Here is a 19,531-nt window from a genome sequence, read left to right as displayed (position 1 = left end):
CAAAAGTCTTTTACTCTGTATCTTTGAACCGTTGTGCCTTTGAACCACCCAGCCTTATTCCCAAACTTGTTCGTTCTGAAACAACGATTCCAAGCACAAAAAGTATGGTTAATAAAATATGAAACGGAATCGAAAACATTAAATTCTCGATTTTGATTTGCCAAGAAATGACAATGAAGATTCCCGCAACGATTAAGTATTTAATAACAGAGCTAACTTCATACGGAATCGGGTAATATTTTTGACCGTAAACATAGCAGAGTACCATCATAATAAACGAAGAAATGGCAAACGTAACGGCACAGCCCACGTATCCCCAAATCGGAATCAGAATGATATTTAGAATGACCGTAATAACCATTCCAATGATAGTAAAATAGGTGCCGAAATAGGTTTTATCGCTCAGTTTAAACCACATTGATATATTCTGATAAACCCCAATAAACAGATTGGCCAGCAATAAAATTGGGACTACAACTATACCAGAGCGATAATTTTTACCCAAAATCAAGCTAATCAAGTCAATGTTGATGCTTACGCCCACCCAAATCAGAACACAGGCAATTGTAAACCATTTGGTGGCGAGAGCGAGCATCGAAGGAGAGTTTTTATCTTCGGCTTTCGAGAAAAAGAATGGGTCGGCTGCGTAGCGATACGCTTGCACTACGAGCAACATGAAAATTGAAAGTTTATAAACATTGGCGTAGATACTGAAAGCATCGTCACTCGTAAGACCTTTATAAAATCCTTCGGGGAGTATTTTGATAAACATCAGGCGGTCGGCGGTTTGATTGACTGCACCTGCCAAACCCATGATAAGTAATGGGTAAGCGTAGATTAGAACAGGCTTAAACTTTTGGAAATCGAAGCTAAAACGAAAGTCGATAAATTCTCGCCACAAAAGCAAAATTGTAATCAAACTGGCAATAAAATTAGCCCAAACGATATAATCAGGCCCAATAGCTGGATTGTAGAAATAATTGGCAAAGGGCTTCCATGATTCAAGGAAAAGGCCTTCGTGGATGTATTTACAAAACATCAAATAAAAGGCATTTAGCCCAATATTGATAAAAATATTTGTCATGCGAATAAATACGAAGCGTTTTGCTCGGTTTTCGGCTCTTAACTTTACAAACGCAATGGCTGCGATGGCATCAGTTGCCAAAATAATGGCAAACCAAACAATGAGGCGTTCTTTACCTGGAAAACCCATCCAGTTGATGATAGGTGTAGCAAAAAAGAAAATAATAAGCGAAAAAATAACACTCGTCAGAATGATGTAAGAGAGTATAAGATTGAAGTACTCTTGGCGATTTTCTTTCTTAGCGTAGCGGAAAAAAGCGGTTTCCATACCGTAGGTATAGAGAATATTCAACAAGATTACCCAAACATAGAGTTGGTTGTTATCAGCAAGGAGTTTAGGTTGGTCGAAAACACGGGTATGAACCGCTACCAAAAGCCAGTTGAGAAAACGTCCAACAATACTACTTAAACCATAAAGGGCGGTGTCGCTCGCCAGTTTTTTTACTACACTCATATTTTAGTCTACCAGCAATAGGCAGTCGATTTTTTGTGATTTTTACAGGAAATTATCTGCAATTTCAGCACTTACGCAGTGATTTGCAAGCGATTGCTTTATTTTCGTAAAATTGGAGTGTGTAAAATCAAAATAAATTGGGTATTGTATAACCAATATTATAATCTACAAAACCCGCATTTTTGCAGTCCCAAAGAGCCAAATCTTTATAACGAATATTATTAAAATTGGCATAAGTCTGTACTTTTTGTAGATTTTCAGCATTCAATGCTCCAAGCCGGTCAACTGAGAGGCGTTGTTTTACAACTCCACTCACTTGAAAAATCCCCAAAACTTCTTGGTTTGCACGGTTTGTACATTTCATATTTCCGATGATTTGAGCAGGAATTTTATCGAATAATCCACCGCCAATTACCCGTTGGTCTTCTTGGCGTTTCCAATAATTATAGGTTTCTTTCGAGACCGAAAAAACATCTAATTGAATTATCCATTCAGGAAAGTCTTTCGCATCAACACTTCCCAACGAAATGGGCAGATTTTTGCCATTCACCAAAAAATCATTGATTAAAATTGGTTGGGTGTTGAGCGGGGCCCGCCAACATTTTGAATAACACACTGGTACTGGTGCGGGTGGTGGTGGTGGCTCTGGACAAGTGGTCAGAAACTGAATAAAATCTTGACGCCTGATAAAATAATAATCTTCGGTTTCCTTCGAGTCTTTGATAGAAGCCGTTACATCGAAACGCATATCTTCTACACGATCGGCATTGATGAATTTATACGAAAAATCATTGAGTGGAGTTGGGGCTTTCAAGGTTTCGGCAGTTGATTCTATCTCTACACCATCATTCGTTTTTATTTTTAATTGGTACTTTTTGCCCACAATTCCCTTGAAAGTTGATGAAGTCTGGTATAACCCACTTCGAGTCTCGGTCAGTTGAGTTATAACTCCCGCATTATCAATAATTCTTACGTCAGCACCTTTGATGGCATCGCCTTGAAAAGCTGTGATGTCGTAAGGTGAGTAAGAACTCGTGCGATTGATACGCACACTATACGGGCCATTAATGTTGCTCATTTCGCCATAAACAACGTAGGCGGTACTCAAATTTTGAGTTTTGAAGTCGGTTATTTCTGTTTCGCAAGAAAAAAATAACGAACAGAACATCAGGAAAACTGTTATTTTTTTCATCAGAATTTAAAGTTATAAGTTAGTGATGGAATGGCTGCACCCAAAACCGATAGTTTGTAGGTGCGGGCAAGATTACGAAGCCCAGTGGATGATTTAAAATAGATTGAATAGACATTCTGACGATTCAGGATATTATAAATCGAAAAATTCCAACTGCTGTTCGATTTACTATTTTCTTTGGGGTCGAGTGTAAGCCCTAAATCAAGTCTAAAATAATCGGGGATTCGCTCAGCATTTCGCAGCGTAAAACTGGGTGAAGCATAGCCATCTAAGATTTCTTGAATGGTGGCATTATCGAGAAATACATAGATTTGACCATTGAAAACATAAGACTTACTGTCAAGGCCAGCACGAGGATTTAGTCCATTTTTGACCATATAATCATAAACATCGCTGAAAGCATATATTTTATAGCGACCGTTCGGGTAGGTAATCGGGCGACCCGTATTATACGTAAAGTTGGCGTTGAAAGTCAGGCGTTTTGTCCAACGATTATTCAATACAAATTTTACGTTATGCGGAGAATCAAAATTTGCAGGAAATTTCAATCCAAAATTTGCTCCAATCTGATTTTCGTTGGCTTCAATTTGTCGGAAAGTACGAGAATAAGTGTATGATAACCAACCTGTTAGCTTCTTTCCACGAGATTTTTTCAAAAAAAACTCCGCACCGTAAGCGTAGCCTTTTCCGACTAAAAGTTGTGTTTCGACTGCCTGATTGAGGTAAAGTGCTGCACCATCAACGTAGTCGATAACATTTTTGAGGTTTTTGTAATAAACTTCAACCGATGTCTCGAAAGTATTATTTTGTGCATTGTTAAAGTTTTTGAAAACCCCAATCGAAAACTGGTCGGCAATTTGTTGCGGAAGTTGGGCATTGCTGTTTTTCCAAATATCGGCAGGCGAAATGGCCATCGTATTTGAAAGCAAGTGCATAAACTGCTGCATACGGTTGAAGCCAATTTTAACCGAAAGACTTGAATCAACCTTAAATGCTAACGAAAAACGTGGCTCGAAACCGCCATAAGATTGAATAACTGAGCCTCTTTTGTAAGTCAACGTATCGGTAATTGTTTCAATTTCTCGTGGTTTTCCGAGTTGATAAGTATAAATTTTATCGGGGCCAACAAGCTGATAATAAGCATATCGCAGACCATAATCAATGCTTATATTTTTGCTCAAATTTAGGCTATGACCCGCATAAACAGACATTTCTCGTGAGTGTTGCACGGGCATTCGGAATGGGTCAATGATTGACTCGGCTGAATTGGGTAATAAACTTCCTGCATCATTTCGATAAATGCTAAAATCTCCGCCAAAGTCAATACGGCTTTTGTTTGAAAGCTCATAACTCAAATCTTCACGGATAGATTGCTGCGTGATTGATGGCTGCCAATTATACTCGTATTGAGGCTTAAAACCTTTATTTCCGTATTTGTATTTACTCACGAAAGCTGTAAAATTATGCGATAGTTTTGTGCCGATAAGGGCATTGTGTTTCAGACTAACATTCTGAGTATTCCAATAGTATGAAGTGTCTTGAGCGAATTTAAAGGCATCATCGCTTGTGTAAGCCGCCAATGAAATACGCTGATTATTACCAAAACGATGCGTTATTTTTGCATTTACGTCGTAAAAATTAGCATTACTATTTTTGAGCGAAGGATTATTGAAGTAGCGTAAATAAAAATCTGATAATGAGGCTCTTGCTCCAACAATGACTGAAGTTTTACCCTTGAAAATTGGACCTTCGAGCAGTAATCTGCTTGAAATTGGTCCAATCCCACCTTGAACACTCCATTTATCGAAATTCCCTTCTTTCAATCGTACATCTAAAACAGAAGAAGCTCGGCCGCCGTACATGGATGGAATTCCACCTTTGAAAAGGCTCACATCTTGCACCATATCGGCATTGAAGCCCGTGAAAAAACCGAAGAGATGAGAAGTATTAAAAAGCGGAATACCATCTAAAAGCACTAAGTTTTGGTCAACATTTCCGCCTCGAACATTGAAACCCGAAGCACCCTCGCCAACTGTCGTTACGCCAGGTAAAAGCATGATACTTCTGATAACATCGGCCTCGCCCATAAGTGTGGGGAGTTTTTTCATGGTTTTACCCGAAATTTTCTCGACACCCATCATGGTTCGGTTGACGTTGGCATCGGCTTTTTCGGCAGTGATTACTACTTCGTCAAGAATTTTAGCTGTTTTTTCGAGTAAAAAATCAAATTCTGTGTTTTTGTTGAGCGTAAATCGTTCGATTTTGATTTTATAACCCAACATTCTGACCACAATTTGGTAAGAAGTAGCAGGAAGAAAGATTGAAAACTTGCCCGATGAGTCGGTTTGTGTACCAAACGTTAGTCCCGAAAACAAAATATTGGCATTTTCGAGAGGAGCATTGGTTTCGGCATCTTTTACCGTACCTGAAAGTAAGAAACCCTTTTTTTGAGCGTAGGTTTCGTGGTGCAGCAAGGTGGTGGAAAGGCATAGAAATGCCCAAATTAGTAAATGCTTTTTCATCTATAGGTTTACGTATTATCAATATCAAAGATAAGGCATTTTTGCGACCAATGCGTATGAAAATAGAAGAATGGTGAAGAATAAACGACAGAAGGAATTAGAAAAGCGATGATTTGGGGTGTGCTTAACATTCCTTAACATCAATTAGGTTTCTTTAACAGCCTGATGTTCAATCAAATAGTAGTTTTGAGGCAAACAATCAAAATAAAGAACTATGAAGAAAATCGGTTACATTATCGCAGCAATTGTATTGACAATTTCGGGGTATTTTATTGTCTTGAAAATGAATCGTTATTCAACACAAAGTATCGAAAAAGATAAATTTATTGCCAACATAAAAGCTGGCCGAAAATCTTATGATGAAGCAAATTGGATGAGTCCGCTAAGTGTAAGAGAAAACGATAGAGCAAGGTTAATAAAAGATACTGTAATTGAGGTGATGAGCGGAAAAGAAATGGCTATTGCTGAACTGCTTGATACGAGTAATGTCTTTTTGCACTACGGAAATATAAATAACAGCACAGAAATGCTTGATATTCAGCAGTTTTGTCAAAAATACAAGGGTAAAATTCGGTTTTTGCTAATGAGCAATGATAGCCTGGCTACCGCTCGTAATTTTCTTCAAAAGAATGTACTTTCAATGCCGTTTTATGTATTCAAGAATGGCCATTTTCCTGCTGATATTGAAGTTTTTCCTGCGAGCCACTTGATAACTAACAAGAAAACGGCCTTTTATTATGGAGGAGTTGGTTATTTCGATAACCACGAATTTTATCAGTACGTAGATAGTGTTTTAGTAACTCATGTTAGGCATCATACCGACCCCGAAGTGGGTCGAAAGTGAATAGCCGTAGGTGAAACCTATGGATTAATGTAATAAAGATGTTACAACCCTGAAAGGGTTGAACAATAAACACCGAACACCGAAAAGCAGAAGTTAAACCCTTTCAGGGTTTTTAACGTCAATTTGCCATTTTTCCGTAGGTTTGCACCTACGGCTATTTATGTTGAACCCTTTCAGGGTAGAGTTGCTTAGCATGTGTTAGTAAGATAATTACTTCGTTTTATTTCTTAAAATAACTAAGCCACTGCCTTGTTTCCATGCTTGGTCAAAACCTGCGGGAAACTTGGCTACTGGGTGGCTTCCCAATACCATATCAATATCGCCATCGTGGTCAATATCGGCGGCATCAATTACACTCCAACGACCTAAATGGTTGATATTGAGTGTTTTTTGCTTGAAATCATCGCCTGTATTTTCAAAATAAATGAAACCCTCGAGTGGGCGGTGGTCGTTATCAGGGAAAAGAGCGATTGATGCCAAATCTATATCTCCATCATTATCAAAATCTCTTGGGATTACTTTCGTCGCTCCATTTTGTTGGAAAAAATGGCTTTGTTTGAATTGCGGTGAACCAGCCGAACCAGTATTTGTATAAATATAAACTCCGTGATAAGGCTTCAGAATTGTCGAGAAATCGGCATTATCACCCGCAGTACAAACAATATCAAATTTTCCGTCTTTATTAATGTCGGCAATATCAAACGAACTCGTACCATAAATCGAAGGAAAACGTAGAAGTTGTTTTGCTTCAAATTTCAAGCCTCCCTTATTTAAATATAAAATAATTTGCTCGTCTCCTTGTGCGAAAAGTGCCAAAATATCATTTCGTTTATCGCCATTAAAATCCATGACGATTGTTTTGGTAGCTCCTGTTTGCGTACTCAAAACCTGCTTTTGGTATTGATTTTTAGCATCTTTTTTCCAAATAGAAAGCCCACCTTCTTTAAAGCCAAATTCATTGCTGATTAGCTCATCTTCGGGGCTTTCATCAAGATTTTTTGTAATAACTTCAATCGGACGATTGAGATTTGGTAAAAGTTTTTTTGCATTTACAAAAGCATTATTCTTGATTTCTACTTGTTCGGCCGAGCCATTTACATCAGGATTTGCCTGTGTCGTGGTGCCAATATAAGTCAATAAATATTGGCTGTTTTTGGCATTTGTTAAATCTATGTTTGTTAATGCGTTCTGATTTGTGATTGTTTGAGTTGGTTTACCATTTTGGTCAAGTACCCAAATTACTCGGTTTGATTGGTCGCCAGCAATAATTTTTTGGTTAATCGTATCAATCGTAATTGCCGTAAAATTTGGAATCGTTGCTCCTTGAATGGCAATATTGGTCTTCTGTATTTCAAATCTTCCTTTAAGCTCTTCTAAGTTTTCATATTTAGGCATATCGAGCGTTTTTGGAGCATTAGCTAAGTAATAACGTTTGATTTTGAGCCATTCTTCATCACTAATCATCTGCGAAGCAGGGCGAAGAATGGCGTAATCTGAAAGTGGCTTTTCTAAACCGTTGATTTCAGTTGCTACACCCATCATAATTCCCATGTAGGGTAAAGTACTATATTGCCAAACATTCTTTGGTAGCATGTCGGGGCTTGGCAATAGGTGGCAGCTTGCACAATAGGTTTGGGCAAGTTTTTCGCCTTCGGCTTCTTTCGATGATTTGCAACTAACTGAAATAGCTGAGATGCCAATCACCAAAAATGCACTAAGAATGAGTAGATTTGAATATTTTAATTTCATTAATCGGAATATAAACGTTGGGGTTCAAAATTTTGAACCCCAACCAATGATTTACTTCGTTATTTTCTTGAAAACCTGCATTTTATCGTTATTTCGAGTAACGAAATAGTATTTGGTTTTAGGCGTTTTCAAAGTTTTGATATCACGAACATCGCCTTCCATCAATAGGCCATTATCGGTCGGAACTGATGCCTCAAATCTTCCCTTTCCATTTCCTTTCAAAATCAAACCAAAGAAAGCATCATAACGTGCTTGATACATATTCGCACCACTGAAGTTTCCGCCTATGATTACGTCCAAATTTCCGTCGTTGTCAACATCTTCGGTTACGAGCGACATTACTTTTGAAACTTGTGCTAAACTCGGTAGTACAGTCATTTTGAACGTATTATTTCCTTGATTTTCGAGATAAACAGACTCAAAGGTATTGACGAGCTTTTCTTCGGCATCTTTTAGTTCTTTTTTAGTAAACAATTCGTCGATGGTTTTGCCAGCAAAGTTTTTGTATTCAACGTATTTTTTATTGATAATACTTGGCATTTGCTTACCCATTTCATCTTTGCTATTTACTGGATACCAATGTTCGCCACGATTATAGGCTACAATATGGTCTTTTGCTTCATTGCCATCAACGTCTTTGATGAGCATTTTTAGCTTGCCACCTTCTTCTTTTCTGAATTTAGTATTTGTGCCGAGATTTCCTACTATGTAGTCAATATCTCCATCTTTATCGAAATCGGCCGCTGTGATACCATTCCAAAAGCCAGTAAATTTGCTCAAACTATTGTCAATTTCTTTGAATTTACCTTTATCGTTGGCAAACATTCTGATTGGCATCCAATCGCCAACTACGGTTAAATCTTGGTCGCCATCTTTATCGAAATCTGCCCAAATGGCATCGGTAATCATGCCTGCTTCACGGAGTTCGGGGGCGTTATTGACGGTTACATCCGAGAATTTCCCTTTGCCATTGTTTACTAAAAGATACGAACGAGGTGATTTTCCGTAATTGTAACCAACTACACGTCCACCAACGAATAGGTCAATATCTCCATCTTTATCAAAGTCGCACGGTCTTACACACGATTTATTATCATACATTGGCGGTAGGGCAGAGGCAGATTTCGAGAAGTTGCCTTTACCATCATTGAGATAAAGACGGTCGAAAAGTTGAGTCATTTGGTCATAAAATTCATTTCCACCCGAAACCACATAAAGGTCTTGGTCTTTGTCTCCGTCAGCATCAAAAAATAAAGCATCGACATCTTCTTGCAATGAATCTTCTTTGAAAACAGCTTGCGGTGAAGCTACAAACTTACCGTCGGTTTTTTGTAAATAAAGCGAACCCGCTTGGTATTTTGCACCACCCACATAAAAGTCTTCTAAGCCATCGCCATTTACATCGCCAACTGCCATTTTAGGGCCATCGACCGATACTTTGAATGGAATCAAAAACTCTCTATTGAAATCGAAATAAACGTTTTCTTGATGTACAAACGGAATATTTACTTGGTTTGTAACTTCTTCAAAAATCGGAACTGCTGGCACAAAGAACTGGTGGTCAGCTACTTTTATTTTGGCGTTGTTTTGGTCGAGCGTAAGTAAAGTATTGATTTTGGGATTTGTGATGATTTCCATCATTTCATTTTCCCAAATTACCATCATTGTATCAACTTTGGCGAGTTTTCCGATGCCGAAAATCAATGATGGTTCAACCGAACTCATGAAACCACGGGTTGGCATCATTTGTTGTAGTTGCTCGCCATCGGCTGTTTTTAGAATAACTTTTGCCCCAACTCCAAAAGTATTTTTATCATTACCTTTGAATTTAACTTTGACGAAATTATTATTCAAAACCTGACGACTATTGTTGAGGTAAATGGCCGCTGGCTCGTTGAGGTTATTAGAAATGAGGTCTAAATCGCCATCGTTGTCTAAATCGGCATAAGCGGCACCGTTTGAAATACCTTTTTCATCAAAACCCCAAACGGCCGATTTATCTTGAAAACGCAATTCTTTTGTGCCTTTATAGAGATAATTGTGCCATTTTCCGCTTGGCATTTTGTCTATTGCCTCTTGGTCGAGTTTTTCGGAAGTTGGTAAATTGAAGTGCAGAGAATCGCTTGCGATAAATTTCAAATAATCTAAATCATTTGGGCGGCGTAAAATACCGTTGGTGATAAAAATATCTTTGATTCCATCGCCATCGTAATCTGCCAAAAGTGTACTCCAACTCCAATCAGTAGCCATAACGCCCGCCGAAGGAGCAATATCGCTAAATTTCTTGCCACCCATGCTTAGTTGTAGGCAGTTGCGACTGTATTGATTGAAATATCCGAATTGAAGTTTATATAAGTAAATATCAAGTGGGTCTTCTCCAACTGATGATTTCTCAACGGCTTCGTCTTCGGGATACATATCAAGCGTCATTACATCTTGATAGCCATCGTTGTTTATATCGGCAATATCCGAACCCATCGAAAAGCGACTCAAATGCTTGAAATGCTGTTTTACTTCTTCTGAAAAAGTGCCGTTTTTTTGATTAATATAATAGTAATCGTCTTCGTGAAAATCATTACTTACATAAATATCTTGCCAGCCATCATTGTTTAAATCGGCAACTGAAATGCCCAAACCATAGCCCATTGCGGCTTGATAAATACCTGCTTCTTTACTGACATCAGTGAACTTTCCGTTATCATTGCGGTACAAGTAATCGCCAGCTTCGTTGTCTTTGAGCATACGAGTATTTACACGGTCATAGGAGCGGGTGTTATGCACAGCGTGATTGAGCAAGTACATATCCAAATCACCGTCTTTATCATAATCAAAAAAGGCCGCTTGGGTCGAAAATCCAGTAAAATCGAGCCCGTATTCGTCTGATTTTTCGGTGAAAGTCAAATCCCCGTTATTGATATAGAGTTCGTTTGAGCCTTCTAAGCCTTTATAATTTCCAACCGCACACACATAAATATCAAGCAGACCATCTCCGTTGACATCGGCCATCGTTACACCAGTTTTCCAGTCGGAAAAGCCCTCAATGCCTGCTTTAGTAGAAATATCTTCAAACTGTGGAGAGCTATCTTTTACTCCTTTGTTTAAATAAAGCTTGCTTTTCCCTTGATTTGAAACAAAAAACAAATCGGTTAGACCATCATTGTTAATATCGCCTGCAGCTACTCCACCGCCATTATAAAAATAGAGATAATCGAGAATATTAAAGTCTTTCGATTCCTTTATTTGATTGATAAAATCAATTTTGGTTTCGGTTGGAGAAAGTTTTTTGAATAAAACTACATCGTTTTCTTTCTCACCAGACTTACACGAGCTAAAAACTAAAGAAATGAACGTAATTGTACTTAAAAATTTAACTATTGATTTCATAGGTTTTACTTTTTTAAACTAAACACTTGTGCTTTATCATTGTTTTTTGCCAACACTACTACCTCTTGATTTGCACTGGCCCTTAATTTATACATCTTGCGAACTTGACCAATTGTTTTGAAACCTGTTTCGCTTGATTTCTTTACTTCAAAATTTCCTTTTCCTTTTCCTTTCATAAACAAACCATAATTGGCATCGAAACGACCCCATTCTGGTAAAACATCGTAGAAATTCCCTGCCAGAAGAATATCCAAAATACCGTCTTTATCAAAGTCTCCTGTTTCGATTGCTGCAATTCTGGAATATTGAGCTTCAATAGGCAAGGCTTTCATTTCAAAATTGCCTTTGCCATCGTTTATCAAAAACACGGTTTTGGTGGTTGTGATTTTCTTTTCAATGCAGTCTTTCATCTGCTCGGGCGTAAACATATCCGTAATGCTCTGATTGGCATAATCGGTGTATTTCACATACTTACGTTTTATCATCGGCAAAGCACGTTGGAGTTCACCTTTTAGCACCATTGGGTAGGTTTTACCATCTTCGGTTAAGCATGAAATTATTTGTTCAACAGTTCCGTTGCTATCAAAATCTTTTACGTGAAGCAAAGCAGGATTTTCGGGTGACACTTTAAGTTTAGTATTATCACCGATATTTCCTACAATAAAATCAGTATCGCCATCGCCATCAATATCGGCTGGTTTGATACAGTTCCAGAGTCCTTCCGAATCTTTAATTTTGCTCGAAAGAGTCATTTTTCTGCCACGTTCATTCTTGAAAATCACGATCTGTCCCCAATCTTGCGTTACAATCAAATCCATGTAGCCATCTTTATCAATATCACTCCATTCGGCATCTGTTACCATGCCAAGCTCGTTGATTTCTGCCATGAAACGCTTCGATTGATTCTTAAATTCACCCGTGCCATCATTTATGTAGAAATTACTGGAAGGATTCATTCCATATTTACCCGAAATCATGCGTGAGCCCACAAATAAATCTTGGTCGCCATCTTTGTCAAAATCGGCAGTGGCTACACACGAGCCATTTTCAAAAATAGAAGGAAAACGTACATCACGTTTGAAGTTCCCTTTTCCATCATTCAAGTAAAGTAAATCGTGTAATTCGGGAGCATTTTCAGGGAATTCATTGCTACCTGTCACGATAAATAGGTCGAGGTCGTTGTCTTTATCAGCATCAAAGAAAATCGCATCCGTATTTTCGGTTGTCAAATCCATTCCAAAATCAATTTGCTTTGATTCTGCAAACTTTCCATTTTTTTGCTGAATGAAAAGTTGCTTTGCCTGACCAGCCGCACCACCGAGATACAAATCGTCCAGACCATCGCCATTTACATCGCCCACTGCCATTGCTGGCCCTTGAGTTGAGTATTTTTGTTTGAGCAACACATCACGGTCGTAATCTTGAAAGCTACTTTCAAGGTGCGTATAAGCAAGCGTATTTGCTGAAATATCGCTGAAAATAGGCGTTTTTACAGGAGTGGTTTCCTTGAAAAGTAAGTTTGCATTTTTATAATCAAGCGTAAGCGTTTGGTCTGCTTTTTGGTTTTTTAAAACCTGCATTTTATCATCTGGCCAAATGATTTTTACTGAATCAATAGTAGCTTTTTCTCCCAACCCAAAAACCATTTGGTGGTCGCTCGAAGACTGAAAACCACGATTAGGCATTTGTTGTAAAACAATGCTCGTTTCTTGTTGATAAACCGTAATTTTTGCACCAATTCCGTTAAGATTTTTACCAGTTCCTTTCAGTTTTACAGTCAGGAAATGATTTTTGGTCTTTTCGTTGGTTTTATTTTTGAAAACCGAGAGTGGGGCGTTTACGTTATTTACTACTAAATCAAGGTCGCCATCATTGTCTAAATCTCCGTAAGCCGAGCCATTTGAAAACCCTGGCCCTTCGAGTCCCCAATTTTTAGCATTGTTCGTAAACTTTAAGTTACCTTCATTTTTATAGGCATAGTTTGGAATCGGAACAGACGATATTTTATCAATAAATTCTTTGGCATTGAAAATCTTGCCATCAAGCATTTGTTGCATCGTATTTCTATCGCCCAAAAACTCAACAAAATCTTGGTCAGTTAGGTCTTTAGCGATTCCATTTGCTACAAAAAGGTCTTTCAATCCATCATTGTCTATATCAAAAATTAATGCTCCCCAACTCCAGTCAGTAGCGTGAACGCCCGCCAGTTGGCCAACTTCGCTAAAAGAACCATCACCATTATTTAGATGAAGGTTATTCCGCATATATTGGTGCCAAAAACCTTGTTTTAGCTTTAAATCTACCAAATTATATCCCTCAAAAACACTGGTAGTTTTCAAACGTCGGTCATCACCTGGAAGCATATCTGTTACAAAAATGTCCAAATTTCCATCATTATTAATATCAGCAATATCAGCCCCCATCGAACTCAGGCTCGTGTGCGGCATTTGGTTTTCAAGGTCCTCTTTAAATGTACCGTTTTTCTGATTAATGTACAGATAATCTCGTTCGTAGAAATCATTTGAGATATAAATATCAGGCCAGTTATCGTTATTGACATCGCCAATCGTGATACCCAATCCAAAGCCAATCAAGCTTCCATAGATACCTGCTTCTTCCGAAACATCCGTAAACTTTATTTCGGTTGCGGTCGGGCTATCATTGCGAAAAAGTTTATCACCACCGAGTTTATCACGTTCATTACGAAGATTGACGTAGCCAAGCTTATCAATAGGAGTGAAGCTATTATTGAGCAGATACATATCTAAATCTCCGTCACGGTCATAATCGAAGAAAGCTGCGTGGGTTGAGAAGCCTCCATCTTCAAGACCCGCTTCTTTGGCTTGCTCTTTGTAGCTTGGAATGCCGTTTTTTATACCTTGATTGATGTATAGCTGATTGCCACGTTGGTCACGGCTTCCTGAATTACAGACATAAATATCCATCAAACCATCACCATTGACATCGGCAAAAGTTGCACCCGTTGACCAGAATTTTTTGCCAGTTATACCTGCTTTTGTAGTAATATCTTCAAAGGCCATTTTACCTTTGTTCAGATAAAGTTTATTGTCTTCAAAGTTTGAAGTCACAAAAATATCAGATAAACCATCGTTATTGATGTCACCAATTGCAACACCACCACCGTTGTAGAAATTACGGTAGTTGAATATGTTGAAGTCTTTTCTTTCGAGGCTTCTATTTACGAAATCAATTCCTGTTACCGAAGAAGGTAATGATTCAAAGAGTGTATCTTCGGTTTTTGAACAAGAAAGCAACAGCCCCACACATGAGATAGCCCAGAGTATTTTTTTCATCAATTATAGGTTAAAGTATTTTTTCTTTGTAGTATCTATTAAACTACCAAAGGTGTAAAAGTTTCGCTGCCGATATTTTAAACTGAAAAATTTCGGACTACAAAATTAGTAATAAATAAACCTTATAGCAAAAAGCCGAAAGTCTTAATCGTTAATTATCAAATATTTACAAAATAAAAAGGCAGAACCGATAGGAACTGCCTTTTTAAGAAAGATACTAAATATTAATATCCAGGATTTTGCTTCAACAATGGGTTAGCGTCGATACGAGCTTGAGGAATTGGGAACAATTCTCTTGTCTTATCAACAACCTTCATGAATTTACGAGTAGTACTGAATGTTCCGAAACGAATCATATCATTACGTCTCCAACCTTCCCATGCCATTTCACGACCTCTTTCCGCTAAGATATCAGCAGCAGTAATAGTCTTCAATGGGTCAACTAATGAACGAGCTCTGATTGTATTTACATCAGCAAGAGCTTCAGTAGTTTTTCCAAGTCTGAAAGCCGCTTCAGCTCTCATCAAAATAGCATCAGCTAAACGGAAGAATACGTAGTCATTATCTTGGTCTCCGTTCGGGTTGTTTCTTTGAATCTCATATTTCTGAGAACGAATACCTGCTACTTGGAACTCAGGGTCAGCATCTGTCATTTGGTCTTTAGCGAAATCAGGAATAAACGCTAATGGTTGATTTTTGGCATCCAATAATTTTGCACCAGAAGCAGAGAATTGTTGACCTGAAATCCACATGGCACTACGAGCATCTTTTGAATCAAAAGAGCTATAGAAATCGGCAAGCGTACAGAAACCATTCCAAGGGGCATTACCTAAACCATAAGTTTGTTGGTTAGCATAGTGCAAAGTTCTCATTTGGAAGTTCAAACCACCAGCCAAGAAGCTATCAAAAGGAATATTGAAGATTGCTTCTGATGAGTTTTGGTTTTGAGTAGTAAAGTTAGCAAGCGTAGTTGCTGCTAATGAGTAACCATTTTTAGATTTAATAACCTTATCAATGGTATCATAAGCTTTTTGCCACTCAGTTGTTCCTTTATAAACACCAGCATTTAAGTATAATTTAGCTAACAACATTGTTGCTGCATCTTGTGTCATACGGCTGTATGCTTTTCCAGCAGGAAGGCTTGGAATAGCAGATGTCAATTCTGACTCAATGAAAGCATAAACCTCTGCACGTGTTTTTGTCGCACCAGAAGATTTTGCATCTGTAACGATAGGCACATTACCAAACGCATCAATTGCCATGAAATAATAGAATGCACGGATAGCACGAAGCTCATCTACGGCAGCCTTATTTGCACTTACTACTGGAATCAATTGGTTAACTTGAGCAACATTTCCGAAAATGAATCCCCACATACCATTGATTGGGCCGTGTTGTGCAGTCCAAGTATGGCGAGAATACGCCAACCAGTCACCATTATCAAACCAGTCACCACCACGAGTAGGAACGATTAATTCGTCAGAAGTTGCTTCGCTTGGGTTAAACCAGTCCCAAGTAATACCTCTCATACCAGAGTAAGCAGGTCCAAGAGCCGCAGCAACCTGAGCATCAGTTTTCAAAAACTGGTCTGCAGGGATTGCATCATATACTGGTTCTGTTAAGTCTGTACAAGATTGTAGCGATAAAGCCGACACTACAACAGCAGCAGAAAGTACTTTTGAAATGTGTTTTTTTATATTATTCATGATAAAATTAATATTTATTATGTTTAAACAGAATGTTTAATAAAATGTTTTAGAAACTTACATTTACACCAGCCGTGATACCACGAGTTTTGTAATATGTTTCACGAACATCAATACCTGGTGCTTGTGAGCCAATTGATAGAGCTTGACTAACTTCTGGGTCAACACCTGAGTATTTAGTGAATAATAATAAGTTATTTCCAGCAACATATACACGAGCTCTCTTAACGATACCTTTTCCTACTGGAATAGTGTAACCTAATGAAGCGTTGTTCAAACGTAGGTAGTTACCAGATTCAACATAATAATCCATCGGAATTGTTTGTGTATCATTGATTTTTGAAGTCAATGCCGACACCAATGCGTTACTTTCTGCGATACGACCATCTTGTCTTCCGAGCAATAATGCGTTAGTATTCATGATTTTAGCACCTAAATTACTTGTCAATTGGAATTGGAAGTCAAGGGCTTTGTATTTGATATTGTTAGTTAAACCACCAACGAAGAATGGATTTGGATTTCCAAGGTAAGTTCTGTCACCTGCACTTGGTTCGATTTTACCATTACCATCTAAGTCTTGGAATACATAAGTACCTTTATCAGAAATACTTGCAACTTTAGCACCGTAGAATACACCAACTGGTTGACCTGATTGTAATACTGAGAAGTTTACAGCAGATGTACCTCTGATGAAGTTACCTAAACTTGTAGATAAGAATACTTGGTCTGGAGCAGCAAACTCATTATTTTTCAAGCTAATTACTTTGTTTCTGTTGAATGAACCAGCAAATGTTGAGCTAAATGAGAAGTCTTTAGTATCAACCCATTGGTAAGCCAATGAAATCTCTAAACCTCTATTTTGCATGCTACCGATATTAGCTAAGATTGTTGGATATACATATCCTTTTTCTTGCGGAGCATTTACTGTAAATAACAAGTCCTTAGTTTGACGAGTGTACCAGTCAATCGAACCTGAGATTTTTCCTTTCAACAATGAGTAGTCGATACCAGCACCGTAGTTTTCGTTAACTTCCCACTTCAAGTTTGGATTTGGGTTTGATTGGATAGCATAAGCAGGTAAGAAACTTCCTGAATTTCCATCATAGTAAGAACCACTTGGGCCATAGAATGATTTAGAAAGTAATGGTCTGATACCTTCAGAGTTACCTGTTCTACCCCAGCTAACACGTAGTTTCAAGTTATCAATTGCAGCGTTTCCTTTCAAGAAAGCTTCTTCGCTAAGTGTCCAACCAACTGAAACCGATGGGAAGAAACCCCATTTGTTGTTATCTCCAAATTTAGTAGAACCATCACGACGTAAGTTTACAGTAGCAAAATATTTATTTGCCAAGCTGTATTGAGCACGGCCTAAGAACGAAACCAATTTGTATTCGTTTTTGTAAGAACCGATGAAACCAGGATTTGTTCTGATACCGAGACCTGAACCAATATTATTCCCCTCTAAAATGTCTGTTAAGAAGTTATTGTTGATAACACCGAAACCATCATTAACAACATCTTGGTAAGTATAACCAGCCAATAAATTTAAATTACTATTTGAAGAAATGGCTTTGCTGTAGCTTAAAGTAGTCTCTAATTGTTTATCAGTTACTGCATTTAATTGTCTTCCTGCCGAGTTACCTGCTGAACCTCTGATTGGAACGTTAGCGAATGAATTTTGGAATGCACTGATATTATTTGCTTGTGTACGTAATGTACCACTTACATTGAATATTAAACCGTCAACAATTGTATAGGCAGCTTGAACATTTCCTAATAAATCGCTTAATTTTTCTTTTTGCGTTCTGTTCTCAACAACTGCTAATGGGTTATAGTTAGCAAATGTACCAGGTATTTGGTAGTAAGTGCCATCTGCATTGTAAATAGGGTCAGTTGGACGCATATTTTGAGCCAAACCAAGAGCAATGTTTTGAGCGATGTCAGCATTTGCTTGTGAAGCAGAGAAGTTGAATTTTAAATTCAATTTATCGTTCAATGCTCTTGAATCAAGGTTTAAACGAGCGTTCAAACGGTTTTTTCCAGAACCAATCAACGTACCAATTTGGTCTAAATAACCTACTGATGCACGATAAGAAGTTTTATCAGAACCGCCAGATACACCAACTTGATAGTTTTGTGTACTTGCACGACGAGTAATTACATCTAACCAATCAGTATTTGCTCCATTATCAGTAAAAGCTTGATTGTATTTTTTCGCAGCTTCTCTAAATTGAGCACCATTCATCAAATCTGGTTTTTGAGAAATAGACTCTGTACCCACATAAGCGTTGAAATCTACACTTGGAACACCTGATTTACCTCTTTTAGTAGTAATCAAGATTACACCATTCGCACCTCTTGAACCATAAATTGCAGCAGAAGAAGCATCTCTCAATACATCCATAGTTTGAATATCTTCTGGAGCAATATTTTCGATTGGAGCACCAATCACACCATCAATTACATAAAGTGGTTCAGAACCAGCATTCAATGAACCAGTACCTCTCAAACGTACAGTTGGTCTTGAGTTAGGGTCACCACTACTTTGTGTAATTACCAAACCAGCAACTTTACCTTGGGCAGCCGCTAATGGGTTTGTAACGATACCAGCGTTGAAATCACGGCTACCGAGACTTGTCACGGTACCTGAAATTTCTTTTCTTTTTTGAGTACCATAACCAACAACAACTACTTCTTCAAGAGCTTTAGTGTCGTCAACTAAAGTTACATCAACAACAGTTTTGTTACCGATTGCAACTTCTTTGGTTTCCATACCTACAAAACTGAATACCAATACACCACCTTTTGGTACACCAGCCAATTTGTACGTTCCATCTAAGTCTGTTTGAGTACCTTTGGTTGTACCTTTTGTTTGTACAGTTACTCCTGGCAATCCACTGCCATCAGCTCCTTTTACCGTACCCGAAACAGTTACTTCTTGTGCCATCACAGTGAAAGTGAGTGATGTTAACAGCATTGCAGCGATTGTGAAAATAGTTTTTTTCACACAAGCTGATAGTCGCCCAATATAGCGACCCACTTGGTAGGACTTCATCATAGGTTGTAATTAAAGAAAGATTAATAAATGATTAATTTAACTTAAAAAATAAATCGTCTTTTCTTGTTCTATCATTGTCTATGCAGCGTTGGTTTGACGAATCCAACCACGTGATATAGAAATTTGTTTAGAAATCGTTGAATTATTTTTCTAATTAACTCCCAAAATTACAAAAAGAAATATATAAAGTCCAAAATTTTATATTAAAAAATAAAATTTCTTTAA

Annotated in this window: 9 protein-coding genes; 1 reads left to right on the top strand and 8 read right to left on the bottom strand. The window is 37.9% G+C overall.

Features of this window, described 5'->3' with window-relative positions; translation table 11 throughout:
- Positions 1-10 precede the first annotated feature (10 nt).
- The 3 genes from A6M55_RS10380 to A6M55_RS10370 all read right to left on the bottom strand — a co-directional run bounded on the left by A6M55_RS10380 (position 11) and on the right by A6M55_RS10370 (position 5,251).
- Positions 11-1,537, bottom strand: coding sequence for a lipopolysaccharide biosynthesis protein (locus A6M55_RS10380; protein ID WP_064197516.1), 1,527 nt, complete (start codon positions 1,535-1,537; stop codon positions 11-13).
- Between the two features lie 127 nt (positions 1,538-1,664).
- Positions 1,665-2,729 (bottom strand): DUF4249 domain-containing protein, encoded by a 1,065-nt coding sequence (locus A6M55_RS10375; protein ID WP_064197515.1) that lies wholly within the window; start codon positions 2,727-2,729, stop codon positions 1,665-1,667.
- Complete coding sequence (locus tag A6M55_RS10370; protein ID WP_064197514.1) at positions 2,729-5,251, bottom strand: TonB-dependent receptor; 2,523 nt, start codon at positions 5,249-5,251, stop codon at positions 2,729-2,731. Before A6M55_RS10370 ends, A6M55_RS10375 begins: the two co-directional genes overlap by 1 nt.
- A 214-nt stretch (positions 5,252-5,465) precedes the next feature.
- Between A6M55_RS10370 and A6M55_RS10365 the strand changes: the two genes are divergently transcribed.
- Positions 5,466-6,095: a hypothetical protein gene (locus tag A6M55_RS10365; RefSeq protein WP_064197513.1), complete on the top strand. Its 630-nt coding sequence runs from the start codon at positions 5,466-5,468 to the stop codon at positions 6,093-6,095.
- A gap of 210 nt (positions 6,096-6,305) precedes the next feature.
- Here the strand turns inward: A6M55_RS10365 and A6M55_RS10360 are convergent, their stop codons facing one another.
- The 5 genes from A6M55_RS10360 to A6M55_RS10340 all read right to left on the bottom strand — a co-directional run bounded on the left by A6M55_RS10360 (position 6,306) and on the right by A6M55_RS10340 (position 19,306).
- Positions 6,306-7,844 carry a VCBS repeat-containing protein gene (locus A6M55_RS10360; RefSeq protein ID WP_064197512.1) on the bottom strand — a complete coding sequence of 513 codons (1,539 nt, stop codon included), beginning with the start codon at positions 7,842-7,844 and terminating at the stop codon, positions 6,306-6,308.
- A gap of 51 nt (positions 7,845-7,895) precedes the next feature.
- Positions 7,896-11,228: a VCBS repeat-containing protein gene (locus A6M55_RS10355; RefSeq protein WP_064197511.1), complete on the bottom strand. Its 3,333-nt coding sequence runs from the start codon at positions 11,226-11,228 to the stop codon at positions 7,896-7,898.
- 5 nt (positions 11,229-11,233) lie between these two features.
- Positions 11,234-14,542, bottom strand: coding sequence for a VCBS repeat-containing protein (locus tag A6M55_RS10350; RefSeq protein WP_064197510.1), 3,309 nt, complete (start codon positions 14,540-14,542; stop codon positions 11,234-11,236).
- A gap of 224 nt (positions 14,543-14,766) precedes the next feature.
- The gene (locus A6M55_RS10345; RefSeq protein ID WP_064197509.1) at positions 14,767-16,248 is read right to left on the bottom strand and encodes a RagB/SusD family nutrient uptake outer membrane protein; all 1,482 of its coding nucleotides are present in this window, start codon (positions 16,246-16,248) and stop codon (positions 14,767-14,769) included.
- A gap of 49 nt (positions 16,249-16,297) precedes the next feature.
- The gene (locus tag A6M55_RS10340) at positions 16,298-19,306 is read right to left on the bottom strand and encodes a TonB-dependent receptor (RefSeq protein WP_064197508.1); all 3,009 of its coding nucleotides are present in this window, start codon (positions 19,304-19,306) and stop codon (positions 16,298-16,300) included.
- Positions 19,307-19,531: the final 225 nt, after the last annotated feature.

Source organism: Emticicia sp. MM, from assembly GCF_001649495.1.
This window is presented reverse-complemented; position numbering and strand designations above follow the sequence as displayed.

Coding starts and splice junctions, on each gene's coding strand:
- A6M55_RS10340 (WP_064197508.1), bottom strand. CDS start 19,306: ATGATGAAGTCCTACCAAGTGGGTCGCTATATTGGGCGACTATCAGCT.
- A6M55_RS10370 (WP_064197514.1), bottom strand. CDS start 5,251: ATGAAAAAGCATTTACTAATTTGGGCATTTCTATGCCTTTCCACCACC.
- A6M55_RS10350 (WP_064197510.1), bottom strand. CDS start 14,542: ATGAAAAAAATACTCTGGGCTATCTCATGTGTGGGGCTGTTGCTTTCT.
- A6M55_RS10375 (WP_064197515.1), bottom strand. CDS start 2,729: ATGAAAAAAATAACAGTTTTCCTGATGTTCTGTTCGTTATTTTTTTCT.
- A6M55_RS10365 (WP_064197513.1), top strand. CDS start 5,466: ATGAAGAAAATCGGTTACATTATCGCAGCAATTGTATTGACAATTTCG.
- A6M55_RS10355 (WP_064197511.1), bottom strand. CDS start 11,228: ATGAAATCAATAGTTAAATTTTTAAGTACAATTACGTTCATTTCTTTA.
- A6M55_RS10380 (WP_064197516.1), bottom strand. CDS start 1,537: ATGAGTGTAGTAAAAAAACTGGCGAGCGACACCGCCCTTTATGGTTTA.
- A6M55_RS10360 (WP_064197512.1), bottom strand. CDS start 7,844: ATGAAATTAAAATATTCAAATCTACTCATTCTTAGTGCATTTTTGGTG.
- A6M55_RS10345 (WP_064197509.1), bottom strand. CDS start 16,248: ATGAATAATATAAAAAAACACATTTCAAAAGTACTTTCTGCTGCTGTT.